10 protein-coding genes are annotated in these 14,601 nt (G+C 50.1%); 2 read left to right on the forward strand and 8 right to left on the reverse strand.

Annotation, left to right across the window (positions count from 1 at the left end):
* Nucleotides 1-75: 75 nt before the first annotated feature.
* The 7 genes from NSB25_RS06565 to NSB25_RS06595 all read right to left on the reverse strand — a co-directional run bounded on the left by NSB25_RS06565 (nucleotide 76) and on the right by NSB25_RS06595 (nucleotide 11,684).
* Nucleotides 76-714 carry a superoxide dismutase gene (locus tag NSB25_RS06565; RefSeq protein ID WP_103238564.1) on the reverse strand — a complete coding sequence of 213 codons (639 nt, stop codon included), beginning with the start codon at nucleotides 712-714 and terminating at the stop codon, nucleotides 76-78.
* 74 nt (nucleotides 715-788) lie between these two features.
* Nucleotides 789-2,393, reverse strand: coding sequence for a spermidine synthase (locus tag NSB25_RS06570; protein ID WP_242982324.1), 1,605 nt, complete (start codon nucleotides 2,391-2,393; stop codon nucleotides 789-791).
* Between the two features lie 24 nt (nucleotides 2,394-2,417).
* Complete coding sequence (gene carB, locus NSB25_RS06575; protein WP_103238563.1) at nucleotides 2,418-5,660, reverse strand: carbamoyl-phosphate synthase large subunit; 3,243 nt, start codon at nucleotides 5,658-5,660, stop codon at nucleotides 2,418-2,420.
* A complete protein-coding gene (locus tag NSB25_RS06580) occupies nucleotides 5,653-6,876 on the reverse strand; it encodes a carbamoyl phosphate synthase small subunit (RefSeq protein WP_103238701.1) in 1,224 nt (407 codons plus the stop codon). The genes carB and NSB25_RS06580 overlap by 8 nt, the downstream gene beginning before the upstream one ends.
* A gap of 194 nt (nucleotides 6,877-7,070) precedes the next feature.
* Nucleotides 7,071-7,943, reverse strand: a complete 873-nt coding sequence (locus NSB25_RS06585; RefSeq protein WP_103238562.1) for a YitT family protein — start codon at nucleotides 7,941-7,943, stop codon at nucleotides 7,071-7,073.
* A 25-nt stretch (nucleotides 7,944-7,968) separates the two neighbouring features.
* Entirely contained in the window at nucleotides 7,969-10,563 is a 2,595-nt protein-coding gene (locus tag NSB25_RS06590; protein ID WP_257479235.1) for a YfhO family protein, read from the reverse strand.
* Between the two features lie 62 nt (nucleotides 10,564-10,625).
* Nucleotides 10,626-11,684 carry a galactitol-1-phosphate 5-dehydrogenase gene (locus tag NSB25_RS06595; protein ID WP_103238559.1) on the reverse strand — a complete coding sequence of 353 codons (1,059 nt, stop codon included), beginning with the start codon at nucleotides 11,682-11,684 and terminating at the stop codon, nucleotides 10,626-10,628.
* Nucleotides 11,685-11,855: 171 nt separating this feature from the next.
* Here NSB25_RS06595 and NSB25_RS06600 point away from each other — a divergent pair, with 171 nt between their 5' ends.
* A complete protein-coding gene (locus NSB25_RS06600; RefSeq protein ID WP_103238558.1) occupies nucleotides 11,856-12,506 on the forward strand; it encodes a gamma-glutamyl-gamma-aminobutyrate hydrolase family protein in 651 nt (216 codons plus the stop codon).
* On the opposite strand, the gene NSB25_RS06605 is transcribed toward NSB25_RS06600, so the two are convergent.
* A complete protein-coding gene (locus tag NSB25_RS06605; RefSeq protein WP_103238557.1) occupies nucleotides 12,451-13,617 on the reverse strand; it encodes a DUF2974 domain-containing protein in 1,167 nt (388 codons plus the stop codon). The two genes, NSB25_RS06600 and NSB25_RS06605, sit on opposite strands and share 56 nt — an antisense overlap.
* Before the next feature lie 260 nt (nucleotides 13,618-13,877).
* On the opposite strand from NSB25_RS06605, the gene NSB25_RS06610 reads away from it, so the two are divergent.
* Nucleotides 13,878-14,564 (forward strand): 3'-5' exonuclease, encoded by a 687-nt coding sequence (locus NSB25_RS06610; RefSeq protein WP_103238556.1) that lies wholly within the window; start codon nucleotides 13,878-13,880, stop codon nucleotides 14,562-14,564.
* Nucleotides 14,565-14,601 lie beyond the last annotated feature (37 nt).

The following is a 14,601-nucleotide window of genomic DNA, read 5'->3' on the forward strand; positions in this document are numbered from 1 at the left end:
CGTTCGTCCCTTATCTCTTTGTGTCATTATCCCATAACAGTTTTATACACTGCAAACTGTTATGGGATTTCTCCTTTACGCATTTCCGTTCAGGCTGTCCTCGTAACGTTTCCCGGCCTTGCGCCAGTTAATCAGTCCAAACCACCCTTCCACATAATCCGCCCTTCTGTTCTGATATTGAAGGTAATATGCGTGTTCCCACACATCCACCAGCAATACGGGCGTGTATTCTTCCAGGTCCGGCACATCCTGATTGGCGGTCTGCACAATGGACAGTACACCGTTTTTATCACTCACCAGCCATGCCCATCCTGATCCAAATTTACTCACGGCAGACTGTTTCATCTGTTCTTTCCACTGTCTGTAGGAGCCGAAATCCCGGTCAATGGCCTCCGCCAGAGCCCCGGAAGGTTCCTGTCCCACCGGACTTTTCATGGAGTCAAAATACAGTTCATGGTTAAAGACTCCTCCTCCGTTATTGCGGACTGCAATCCGGATTGCCCCCGGCAGCGTGTCCAGACCAGACAGAAGCTCCGGCAGGCTCTGCTTCTGCAGTTCCGGATAATCCGCCAGCGCATTGTTCAGGTTATCCACATACGTCTTATAGTGCTTGTCATGATGAAAAGTCAGTGTCTCCGCATCCAGCACCGGGACCAGCGCATCATACTCATAGGGAAGTGGACGAACTACAAAGGGATAGGTTTCAGCTTTCATAATCTCCTCACATTCTGCATAATTTTTTCTAATGGTAAGTATATACAGACTTATCGCGATTATTCACAAATGAATTAAAAAGAATTCAGCAGTCCTTCCAGCCCTTCAGCCTCATAGATTCCCTTATAATAGGCGACTTCATCCCCAATCAGCTCATCAATTACCCGCATGCCCAGAAGCTCAACCGGAGCCCTGTCATCTGTCAGAATATACTCCCCGGGTATATAGCTTTCCAGAGAAGACGCCGTGCGCTCCATCATGGCATACAGATTCTCATCTGTCAATCTCTGCCTGCCCTTTTCCAGACAGGATATCATATCCGGATTGTCCGAAGCGAACAGTTCTCTGTTGGTGGAACCGGACACCTCTGCCATACAGACTTCTCCAAACACATAGGAAATCGTATCAGCCAGGTATTGATTGATATTCCCCTCATCGCTTCCCCGCATGTTCATATTCACAACCATGACACCGTTTTCTTTCAGATGAGCCTTCACCAGATAAAAAAATTCAATGGAAGACATTTGAAAGGGGATTGTGATATCCTGATAGGCATCCACCATAATCACGTCATACTTTTTATCCACCGCATTCAGGAAGGCCCTGCCGTCATAAGTAGTGACAGGCACATCCTCCGGCAGATAAAAGTATTCCCTGGCAAGTGCCGTGATTTTGTCATCAATCTCCACTCCTTCAATCTCCATATCACCGAAATATTTCCTGCATTGTGTGGCATATGTCCCTGTACCCATGCCCAGAATCAGCACGGAACAATCTTCCGGTGTCTTTCCTTCCACCATCAGCGGAGCCGCCATGGCATAGTCATAATACATACCGGTAAGCCCCTGCTCCTTCATATAAATGGACTGCACTCCAAAAAGTACATTCGTGGAAAGGATAACGCTTCTGCCGCTCTCTTTTACCTGCAGATAGTTATAGACCGACTCCCCCTCATAAGCCAGGTTACTCTCCCAGAAAGCAAAGCTGTCAGAGTACCCCAGAATACAGCTGAGCAGAAAGCAGAGACCGGATACCACAAGCCTCCCCTTTCCTGTTCCCGCACTGATAAAATAAATCAGAGCGAGCACCAGCAGAATCCCTGCAAAAATCAGAAATGTAACAGAAGTTCCCACAGAAGGAATGGTTACAAAAGTGGGCACAAAAGTTCCGATTATACTGCCCACAGTGTTAAAAGCCCCCAGATTCCCTACAATCTTGCCGCTTTCCTGCAGATTGCCCACCGAATACTTTGCCAGCGAAGGCGTCACTGTTCCCAGCAGAAACAAAGGGAATACAAAAATTACCATACAGGCTGCAAATGCCGCAACAATCAGGAAATTACTGCTCACGGAGAAAATCAGCAATGCTGAGATTCCCACAATAATGTATTTCCCCACCGCCGGAATAGCCGCTATCCACACTGCCGCGATTAAAATCCTTGTGTAGAGCCTGCCGGGGTCCGGATTTCTGTCCGCGCTTCTTCCCCCGTATATATTCCCCAGTGCCATGGCAATCATAATGGTTCCGATGATGATTGTCCACACAATCTGGGAAGAGCTGAAGTATGGGGCCAGCAGCCTGCTGGCTCCCAGCTCCACCGCCATCACAGACATACCTGCAAAAAATTCTGTCAGATATAAAAACACCTTATTACTTAACACCTTAGGTCCATCGGCCATATTCATTACCCTCCCCGTCTCCCGTCATTCCGTAATCTGTGCCACATCCACAGGCGTCAGGTTCTTCCCTGCATTTTCCAGGCTGGTCAGCAATGCTCTCGCCGTGTCCATGGACGTAATACAGTTCACTCCCGTCTCAATGGCAGTCCGTCGAATCAGGAAACCGTCTCTGGACTTATCCCGCCCCTGAGTAGGCGTGTCAATGACCAGATCAATCCGATGTCCCAGAATCAAATCCATCACTGTGGGCGATTCCTGAGAAATCTTATTCACCTTTCTTGCCTTCACACCGGCTTCATTCAATGCAGCAGCCGTGCTTCTGGTGGCATAAATTGTATATCCCAGCTTCTCAAAGCGACGCCCGATTTCAATGGCCTCTCCCTTATCTGCATCCTTCACGGTGATAATCATGTTCTTATGCCTGGGCAGACTTACGCCGGCCCCCAGAAAAGCCTTGTAAAGCGCCTCATGAAACTCCCGGGCAATTCCCAGGCATTCTCCGGTGGACTTCATCTCCGGTCCCAGACTGATTTCCGCTCCGCGAATCTTCTCAAAGGAGAATACCGGCATCTTGATGGCATAATACTGTGCCTCCGGCTGCAGCCCCGGCTGATAGCCCAGCTCCCGTATGGTTTTTCCGATGATAACTTCTGCAGCCAAATCCACGATGGGAATGCCTGTCACCTTGCTGATATAGGGAACCGTACGTGAAGAGCGGGGATTCACCTCAATGACATACACATCCTCTCCGATGGCTATAAACTGAATATTGATTAATCCCTTTACATGAAGCGCTTTCGCCAGACGCCTTGTATACTCTGCAATCTTATCCTTCACCAGTTTGCCGATGGTATGCGCAGGGTACACCGAAATGCTGTCCCCCGAATGTACACCAGTCCGTTCAATATGCTCCATAATGCCGGGAATCAGAATATCTGTCCCGTCACAGACAGCATCCACCTCAATCTCCTTGCCCTGGAGATACTTATCCACCAGAATCGGGTGATCCTGCGCAATCCGGTTAATGATTGCCATGAACTCCTCAATCTCTTCATCGGAAATGGCAATCTGCATTCCCTGGCCGCCCAGCACATAGGAAGGACGCACCAGCACCGGATATCCCAGACGGTTGGCCACCGCCTTTGCCTCCTCGGCTGTGTATACCGTACCGCCCGCCGCACGGGGAATTCCTGTCTCTTCCAGTATTTTGTCGAAAAGCTCTCTGTCTTCCGCGGCGTCCACATCCTCCGCCCTTGTGCCGAGAATGGGAACCCCCATCTTCATCAGGCTCTCTGTGAGCTTGATGGCTGTCTGACCGCCGAACTGCACCACCGCTCCATCCGGCTTTTCAATGTCCACAATGGACTCCACATCCTCCGGTGTCAGAGGCTCAAAGTAAAGCTTGTCCGCAATGTCAAAGTCCGTACTCACAGTCTCCGGGTTGTTATTGATGATAATCGTCTCATAACCTGCCTTTGAAAAAGCCCAGGTGGCGTGCACAGAGCAGTAATCGAACTCAATTCCCTGTCCGATACGAATGGGGCCTGAGCCCAGAACCAGTACCTTCTTCTGCTTCTCCCCCCCATTGGCTGTCAGGGTACCGTCCTCGGCGAAAGGAGTCTTCTCCCGCGCCTCACACTCTCCCCCGTACACGGAGTAATAGTAAGGTGTTGACGCTTCAAATTCTGCCGCACAGGTATCTACCATCCTGTAAACTGCCCTGATTCCATTTTCATGGCGCAGCTTTCTGATGTCAGCTTCGCTTCTGCCGGTGAGCTCCGCAATCACATTGTCCGGAAATTCCATCCGCTTCGCCTCTCTCAAAAGTGCAGGCGTCAGGTCCCCGGTTCTCAACGTCTCTTCCATCTCTGTCAGAGCGGCAATTTTATCTATAAACCAGATATCAATCATGGTAATGTCATGAATTTCTTCATAACTGATCCCCTTGCGGACAGCCTCTGCAATCATCCAGATACGCCGGTCATCCACCACCTTCATGGCGTCCTTCAGCTCCTCTGCCGTGAGAGCGCTGAAATCATAGCTGCGCAGGCTGTCTACATGCTGTTCCAGCGAACGAATCGCTTTCATCAGCGCCCCTTCAAAATTGTCACAGATACTCATGACTTCGCCGGTGGCCTTCATCTGCGTGGTCAGCGTCCGCTTCGCCGTGATAAACTTGTCAAAGGGCAGCCTGGGAATCTTCACCACACAATAATCCAGAGCCGGCTCAAAGCATGCACAGGTTTTCTTTGTGATCGCATTTTTTATCTCATCCAGCGTATAGCCCAGGGCAATTTTGGCCGCAACCTTGGCAATGGGATACCCGGTGGCCTTGGAGGCCAGCGCCGAAGAGCGGCTTACCCGGGGATTTACTTCAATGACACAATATTCAAAGCTGGTGGGATGCAGAGCAAACTGTACATTGCATCCGCCGGTAATCTGCAGCTCGTTGATAATCTTCAGAGCGGAAGTCCGCAGCATCTGGTATTCCTTGTCGCTCAATGTCTGAGAAGGCGCCACCACAATGCTGTCACCGGTATGAACGCCGACCGGGTCAATGTTCTCCATGTTGCACACTGTAATACAGTTGCCCCCGCTGTCCCGCATGACCTCATACTCAATTTCCTTCCAGCCTGCAATACAGCGCTCCACCAGTACCTGTCCCACCCTGGAAAGCCGCAGACCATTCTCCAGAATCTCTTCCAGCTGTACCTGATTATACGCGATACCGCCGCCGGAACCGCCCAGCGTATACGCAGGCCGCAGAACCACCGGATACCCGATGGACCCGGTAAATTCCACGCCTTCCGCCACAGTCTCCACCACTTTGGAAGCCGCGCAGGGTTCCCCGATGCGCTCCATCAGATCCTTGAATTCCTGCCGCCCCTCCGCATTGCGGATGGTGGCCGCGGTAGTTCCCAGCAGCGTCACGCCGTGGGCGGCGAGAAATCCCGATTCTTCCAGCTCCATCCCCAGATTCAGACCCGCCTGCCCTCCCAGCGTGGGAAGAATGCTGTCCGGCTTTTCCTGCTCAATAATCCTCTCCAATACACTTATGGTAAGAGGTTCGATAAATACTTTGTCCGCTATGGTCTTATCCGTCATAATTGTCGCCGGATTCGAGTTCACCAGTACGACTTCCACGCCCTCTTCCTTCAGAGAGCGACAGGCCTGCGTGCCCGCATAGTCAAATTCCGCCGCCTGTCCAATGACAATGGGCCCGGAACCGATCACCATGACTCGTTTTACCTCAGGATTCTTAGGCATGAGAAGCACCTCCTTCCATTTTCGTCACCCTCTGCTGTTCCCTCATCATGTCAATAAACCGGTCAAACAAATATCCGGAGTCCTGAGGACCGGGACACGCCTCCGGATGATACTGCACTGTGAAAATGTTTTTCCCTGTATAGGCAAGTCCTTCGTTGGTTCCGTCGTTTACATTCACAAACGCCGGTACCGCCACGTTCGGATCCAGCTTGTCCATGTCCACCACATAGCCGTGATTCTGAGAGGAAATGTACACCCTTCCTGTCTTAAGATCCTTTACCGGATGATTCCCGCCTCTGTGCCCGTATTTCATCTTATAGGTATCCGCTCCTGTTGCCAGAGCCATCAACTGATGTCCCAGACAGATTGCAAATACAGGAATCTCTGTGTCGTAAAGCTTCTTAATTTCACCGATAATCTCCGCGCATTCCTTTGGATCCCCGGGACCGTTGCTGAGCATAATCCCGTCCGGCTGTGACGCAATGATTTCCTCCGCGGATGTAAATGCCGGCCAGACCGTTACCTGACACCCTCTCCCTGCAAGGGACAGGGCAATATTGTCCTTAGCCCCGAAATCCAGAAGCGCCACATTCAGTCCCACGCCGTTCAGCTCCTTAATCAGTGTCGGCCTCTGCTCTCTTCCGCCTTTTTCGTAATAATCCGCATCAAATCTCGCCGCCCCCGACAACGGTCCGTTCTCATCCAGGGAGAGCGAGGGCTTCACGATATATTTTTCCCTGCAGGTCACCCGCTCCACCACTCTGCCCGTGGTATAAGCCTTCAGCTTTGGCAGTACCTCTTCCCGACAAAAATCTTCCCGGGTGGTAATCATTCCGTTCATGGTTCCCTTCTCCCGCAGGATCTTCGTCAGGGCTCTGGTGTCGATCCCCGCAATCCCGGGCACATCGTTCTCCTCCAGAAACTGCTGCAGACTCATGTCACAGCGAAAATTGCAGGGGACACGGGACAGCTCCCTCACAATGAATCCATCCGGCCAGGGACGCCGGGATTCCATATCCTCTCTGCAGATACCATAATTGCCTGTCAGCGGATACGTCATACACACCGCCTGTCCCGCATAGGATGGATCTGTCAGAACTTCCAGATATCCCGCCATGGAGGTGTTGAACACAATCTCACTGATTATTTCTCTGTCGGCACCTATATGTGTTCCTTCAAATACAGTACCGTCTTCCAAAACCAAAAATGCCTTCATCCTTCTACCTGCGCCTTTCCTGATTCCTTCCGGCAAAGCACCGATTACATGCATGGACTTGAAACTTCCTGCAAATCTCCGGCAAATGCCCCACCCGGACATTCGTTTCATTATAGCATACAGAAAAAAGACGGGCAATATAAAAACCCGTCTTTTTTGTCGGTGTACATTACATCAGATTCTGATATGGCCACTCAGTCATTGGGGCGCTGATAGAAACGCCCTGACAGACTCTCCGTCCGAATCATATTCACAAAAGCACCGGGATCCGTCTCCCGGACACGGTTCAGCACCTTCCGCACTTCATCCCTGCCCACCACAGAATAAAGCATATTGCATTCCTGCTTCAGATAGCATCCCTCTCCTTTAATCAGCGTCGCATCATGGTTGGTAGTCTCCCGGATTGCCATATATACTTCCTCCGGCTTCTGCGTGATGATCAGCAGCGTCTGCTTCTGATACCGGCGATGCAATGTGTGCAGTACCTGGGTGGAAGTAAACTGGAAGATAATGGAATACAGGGCCTTCTCCCAGCCGAACAGCGCTCCCGCAATCCCCAGTATCACCACATTCACCGCAAAAATATAATTCCAGGAATCAATATCATATTTTTCTGAGAGAAAAATGGCAATGAAATCCGTTCCTCCGCTTGTGGCATTGGCCATCAGACAGACCGCTATGGCCAGGGCATTAAACAGGCCGCCGAACACTGCCACCAGCAATATGTCATCTGTGAACGTATAGCCGGGAATCAGATCGGTAAGCAGGCCGGTAAGCACAATCATCAGGCAGGAATATCCCGTAAATTTCTTACCGATAAATTTAAAACTGATCACAATCGGAATTGCATTCAACGTCAGATTGATGGCAGTAAAGGGCGGCTCCACACCCCACAGCATATCGCTGATTTCCTGCAGCAGCCTGGTCAGTCCGTTAAATCCCCCGGGAATCAGACCGCCCGTGCGGACAAAGGTTTTCAGATTCACCGCCATAATCACGGAAGCCGCTGCTATCATCGCTGTTCGCTTTCCGGCATTCCACATCGCATTTTCCACTTTCGTTTTCATTCTCGCTTTCTCCTATCTGAGTTCCTCAATCGGCGGCCCTTTTTGTCGAACTGTTCTCAATACCACGTCCGGGTTTCTGACGGACTCTTCTCTTCTTCACGGTCACAGTCAGAATAAAGATTCCGATACTCACTGCGCTCACTGCAATACCCGCGTGGGCTCCGCTGGGAATATAGTGCATCTCAAAAGTATATTCTCCCGGTTCCAGGTCAAACGCCATCAGGCATCCGCCGAACAAAGTTCCCTCCGTTTCCCTGCCGTTGACCAAAATCTTCCAGCCATCCTCATAAGGAATAGAACAGATCAGCCTGCCCGCATTCTCCAGAGTAAGTGTTCCGGTAAGCCAGTCGCTTCCCCACTCCACATTTTCCATATACTGTGCAGAAAGCAGTTCCAGCACCTCGCCCAGCACTTCTTCGTCCATCCGGTACACATCCACCGAAATCTCCGGTGTGGTATCCTCCTCATTTCCATTGGTCAGCGTGATTTTCCTGCCTTCTTCCAGATATCCCAGATATAGAATGGATCCCTTCTTCAGATCAATAAACTTTTCTTCTTCCGTGCTTCCTCCGAGATAATCTACTTTACCGGTTCCGGAAGCAGTGAGAATCCCATAATAGTATCCCTCCTTTTTCGCCGTAAATACGATATCATCCCCGGATACACTTCTCTCGCACTTTACGAACAGCGCACCGTCAATCCCCAGGTCCTTCACCATGCGGTTCTGCAGTCGAAGTCCCTGAATCCCCTCCTCTTCCGGCAGGTCAAAGCCTGTGGGCGCCACATAGCCGAAAGGCAGAACGGCATTACATTGATACAGACAGATGTCCCCGCTCTGACCAGCCAGCGTATACAGTCCATTCTCATATTTCTCCGATTCCCCGAACATATATTTTACATTCAGCATGGCGGAGGTCAGTGCCGTTGCCCCGTCAAAGCCATAATATACCTTACTGTGGCGCATTCCCAGCCTCTTATACATATCCATCACATAAGAATTCAGCGTGGAGGAGAACACACTGGCTGTGGGATAGCCTGTGAGCGTTCCGTCATTCTTGGTTTTTCTGGTAAATTTCTCCAGACGATAAACGCCCTGTTCCTGCTCTTTCGTCATTTCATAAAGCGCTCTGTAGTCCGCCTGCTGGCCGAGATAGGCACTGCGGCTCACCGTTCCCACGCTTGTAGCGAATGTGTTGATACCACATTCCGCAATCACCACGGCCAATGCCGTGACAGCTACAGCCCGGTGTACATTGCGGCTTTCTCTTGTACGATACAGATACAGCAATATGCCATATATTCCCGCAAACACCAAAGTCAGGACTTTTACACCCAGTTCAAAGTCTTCATGGTCAATGAATTTCTCGCAAAACAGAACAAACACAGCCGCGCACAGACAGCCGTATACAATCTGCTGTTCGTCCGCATTCCGTAAATACCGCCAGGCGTCATAACACATTACCAGCACAAGGAAAATATAAATAAATGACTGTCTCGCCGGAAGAGAATCCGGATAATTCAGGCCATGCCAGATAAAGTCAAGTATATTTGTGCCGAAACTCAGCAGCAGAAATCCTGCCAGCGTCATGCGGCAGAACTTTTCCCGGACAGAAATGCTTTTATTCATCAGATACATGGGAATCAATATCAGTACGGCACTGCCGCAGAAAATGTTGGGCCAGTGGTCCAGTCCCCGTTCCGTCGTCACACACATACAGTGTCTCGCCAGCATATCCAATACGGAAAAATAGGATTCCACCTTTTTCGGAAAATCCATATCTCCGAAATCTGTCTTCAATATGGCGCAGACCTCCGGAATCAGCAGTATTGCGGCCATACCTCCGGCCAGCAGAGAAAAGAACACAAAATGTCCGATGCTGCGCAGGCCGCCTCTCTCCGTTACCAGAAGCAGAATAAAATACAGCACCAGAAAAATGCAGATCATAATGGAAAGATAGTAATTGGTAAAAATGGACAACGCCAGCATCACACAGTACAGTCCGCAGCGCCCCTCCTTCACCAGCCTCTCCAGTCCCAGCACCACAAGAGGAAGCAGCACCACGCAATCTACCCACATAATATTGTAATTATAGGCCGCCATAAATCCCGACAGCGCATAAAAGCAGGAAAAAAGCAGCGCTCCAAAGCAGCTGTCCTCTGTCGGGCAGAGAGCATTCAGACCGGATTGCCATCCCCGGGCATTCTGCGAGACAGAATGCTTCCGCAGGTAAATGTAGGCGGTAAGCCCTGCCAGCCCGATTTTCAGCACAATCAGATAGCTCATAAATTCCATGAGATGGCTTTCCGGTACCAGCAGAGAAAAAATGTGAAAGGGGCTGGCGAGATAATACACAAACAGAGCCAGAAAATTCGATCCTATCCCTACATTGAAAGAGAAATTCAGAGATTCTCCCCCTCTGACTTTATGCAGCAGCTCGCTGAAAAAAGGCATATACTGATGATACATGTCTGAAAACAGAAAGCTTCTGTCTCCAAAGGGATAGATTCTCCTGATTATAAATAAAATCAACATAATCAGACTGGGAAGCAGCAATGCAAAAAACGGCGCCGTCTTGCGGATGTCATACTTCCCTTTGCACTTTAACTTCTTTTTTATCATGGTAATTTACTTTTATCCGATCCCCGGACCGGCAGTCCTCTCCTTCAGATTATCTCTCCCATCTATAAAATCCCCATTATCTTCCCATAATCGCCGGACTTGTCACGCATAATGCGGAAGCCTCTGTCCAGCTCCTCCAGCGGAAATCTATGGGTAATAAACCCGCCCGGGATGATTTGCTTCCGGGCCAGCCGGTCCAGTACATAATGCCAGTCATCCGTCTCTTCATGACAAAACGACGAATTCCATGTTCCGGTTACAGTCAGCTGATTGCGGAGAATCTTCCAATACACATCTCTCTCCAGAGTCATACCCGACACAGGATTTCCCACCAGACAGATTCTTCCGCCCGCCGAGGTGTGATTCACTGCCTGTACCAGAGTCTCCTGCTTTCCCACACACTCGAAGAACACATCCACGCCGCCACCTCCGGTATGTTCTTTCAGCCATTCATCCGCATTCTGCTTCCGGCTGTCACACCAGCAGTCTTCCGGCAGCCCCAGCTTCAGCACTTTCTGCTTCTGAAATTCCTTGTTGCCCACCACAAGGATTCTTTCCGGGCGCAGCCCTTCTGCCTTTCCCGCTTCCAGCAGGAACATAAGGAGCAGCAGTCCTATGGTTCCCATCCCGCAGATTGCTATTGTATCCTGATTTCCCGGCTGCGCCCGTCTCATGGCATGTACCGCCACCGCCATAGGCTCCAGCATTGCCGCCTCTTCGTAAGAAACATTATCAGGAAGCTCCACCAGATTGCGGGCAGGAACACACACATATTCCGCGAATCCGCCGTCCCTGCGGGATCCCAGATAGTCATAATGCCTGCACATCTCATAATGCCCCTCCGCACAGGGTCTGCAGCTTTTGCAGGGAATCAGCGGAAATACACCCACACGTTTTCCCGGCCATTCAGTCTCCGCCCCTGTGTCGACAACGATTCCGGAAAATTCATGGCCGGGAATCAGTGGATGCACATGCGCCCCCGTCTGATAAATCCGCGGGATGTCGGAACCGCAGACACCTGCGGCCTTTACCGCCAGCAGCACTTCCCCGGGGCCCGGTACAGGCTTATCCCATGCTTCCAGTCGTATCTCTCCTATCTCTGTCAGGACCCATGCTTTCATACGATATAACTCCTTTTATACAGCTTTTCCGGAACTTTCGCCAAAACTTTCTCCATTATAATCTCAAACGGTCAGAAATACAATAGCTCTCCCGGCATATAATGAAATAACTGTTTTGAATGAATTCAGGGCGTTCCGCCCCGCGGAACCTGATCAGAAAGGTATCAGAAAATGAAAATCGCCATTGTGGGAAAAAAATCCGACACACTCAACTATGTCCGTTATGTTCAATCTGCCTCCGCCATACCGGTGGTTACAATAAATCCAGGGGATGTATGCTGCTGCGACGCGCTGCTGCTTCCCGGCGGCGGTGACATTACCCCTGCTTTTTTCGGAGAACAGAACCACGGTTCCCGTGATATTGACACGAAACTGGATATTCTGCAGCTTCATGCTTTCGATATTGCCCTGTGCAGGCGAATTCCTGTTCTGGGTATCTGCAAGGGAATGCAGATTATAAATGTAGGCCTGGGAGGCGCCATTATCCAGAATCTGGATCCTGACGCCCTGGGACGCCATCAATACGACCGGGGGGATAAGTGCCACTCTGCCGTGAATGCCGAAAATTCCTGGCTCCGCCATTTATACGGAGAAAAAATGACCATAAACAGCGCTCATCACCAGGCTCTGGGCAGGCTGGGCAGAAACCTGACCGCGGTTCAGCGCTGCCCGGAGGATGGCTGCATAGAAGCCATCGCCCATGAGACGATGCCCATCCTCGGGGTTCAATGGCATCCGGAACGGATTGACGAACAGCGCACCGGCATCACAGGGGAGAAGGTTTTGACTTATTTTGTTTCTCTGGTTTCTGTTTCTGCGTAAGCAGATTCCAGGCCCCTTCGGTTTTGGCGGCAATCTGCCGCTTTCTGTTGGCTCTTGCAATCTCGAAAAGCGACCTGACCATCTCTTTCAGCATCTTCACAGTCTCTTCGTCTACTTGTTTTAAAGCGCCGATGATACCATTCATGCTGCGCCTCCACTCTGCGGTAAAATCGATCAGATTATCCGCCTTTGAAGCAGTAATCACATGATACAATGTATCCACAAAGGTGCGGAGCTGCTGTTCATCCAGGGACAATATCCATTGATTCAGGTTATTGTCCATTTCCTTTCTGCGCTCATACAGGTCATTCGCTCTGACCAGATGGTTTCCCGTCACCTGCCAGGTATAGGGATCATGCTGCAGGAGGCCGAAGGTATTGCTTTTTACCACCTGAAAATGCATATCTGACTCAAAAATCATACCTACCAGGGAAGAATTGGGCAAAATTTTCACCACCTTCTCTGCAATTTTGTCATAGCCGCACTTTTCCAGCACCTCCGGTCTGAATCCCGGACCGTCCATACTGTAAATCCGGATGATTCTGTCCTGAATATGCGGGGCTGCATTCATAGCGCTGTACACTGCCAGATTTCCCCCTTTTGAATGTCCTCCCACATAAAACGGCCCCTCAAATTTACCTGTCACTGATTCCAGATACCTGACACTGTACTCCTGGCCCGGCACCGGTGACAGAAAAGCCATATTAAAATCTTCCTTCCATCCCACTATTGTCTCATCTGTTCCCCGGAAAACCACATAGACAATTTCTTCATCCGGGAAACAGGTAACAGCCGAAAACTGTGTCTCCCATTTCTCTTCGATTACGTTGACATAATAGTTCAGCTTCATGTGGCCGAAACGCCTGCTCTGTATCATCTCCTCCAACAGTGCCCTGTTTACCTTCTCATAGCGCACATCCGCAAAAAGCTTCTCGTAATCCGGATGTTCCCTCAGGCTTTTCAGGATGACGGGCTCTCCTTCCTCCGACACCATACCGTCAAATTTCAAATAGGAAAGCTGACACAGAGCCAGACTGTCCACCTCGGTCATGGGCATTTCCGCAAAGGTATATTTTCCATATTTTTCCAGATAATTAAGCACAGTTCCCATATTCCCATTCCTGCCTTTCTGTAACCTGCAGATTTCTATCCTGATTTTACCAGAAAATATGGTTGGTTTTCATTAAAATAATCTTATATTTTACTTAAATCTGAATTTTATACCTCCCTGCGGCGGACCCGCAGAGAATCCTGAAAATTCCCTTGCTTTTTCCATACCCATATAGTATTCTGTAATGCAGTAAATAATGTATTCAGACAAAGGATACAGCGGTCAGGCACCCGTCCGGCTGCTGTGAAGGACAGTATACCATGACCGAAAAAAACGGAAAAAGGCTTTCCATATATACAAAAGATTATGTGGTATTCGATCTGGAGACAACAGGATTAAGTCCGAAAAAGGATGAAATCATTGAACTCTCCGCGATAAAAGTGCAGTCGGGACAGGTGACATCCCGCTTTTCCTCGCTGGTCAATCCCGGCAGACACATTCCCGCCACCGCAACAGGCATCAACGGAATCAGTGACGATATGGTGAAGAATGCCCCGGGGCTTTGTCCCATCCTGGAAGAATTTCTTGCCTTTGCGGAAAACAACATTCTGGTGGGACACAATATCCATACATTTGACATGCGTTTTCTTACCAATGGTGTGGGCAGAGAGCTGAATCGAAAGGTGGAAAATGATTATGTGGATACCCTGTATCTGTCGAAAACGCTTCTGCCCGCTCTGCCCCGTCACAGGCTGACAGACATAGCCGCCTATTTCCATATTGAGACCGCAGGCGCCCACCGCGCACTGAACGACTGCATCATGAACCAGCAATGTTACGAGCAGCTGGGGCTGCTTCTGGCGCAGCAGAAAAACCGGGACAGTTCTGACCAGTCCGGGCTCCCCTGTCCCAGATGCGGCGGTATGCTGATCCGCCGCAAAGGCCGATTCGGGGCTTTCTGGGGCTGCAGCGGATTTCCCCAATGCCGTTATACGCAAAATGCATAAACAACAGGAGGCATAATTTGAAACTATATACACAGAC

It is taken from the genome of Acetatifactor muris (assembly GCF_024623325.1).
In the GTDB taxonomy this organism is placed as follows: domain Bacteria; phylum Bacillota; class Clostridia; order Lachnospirales; family Lachnospiraceae; genus Acetatifactor; species Acetatifactor muris.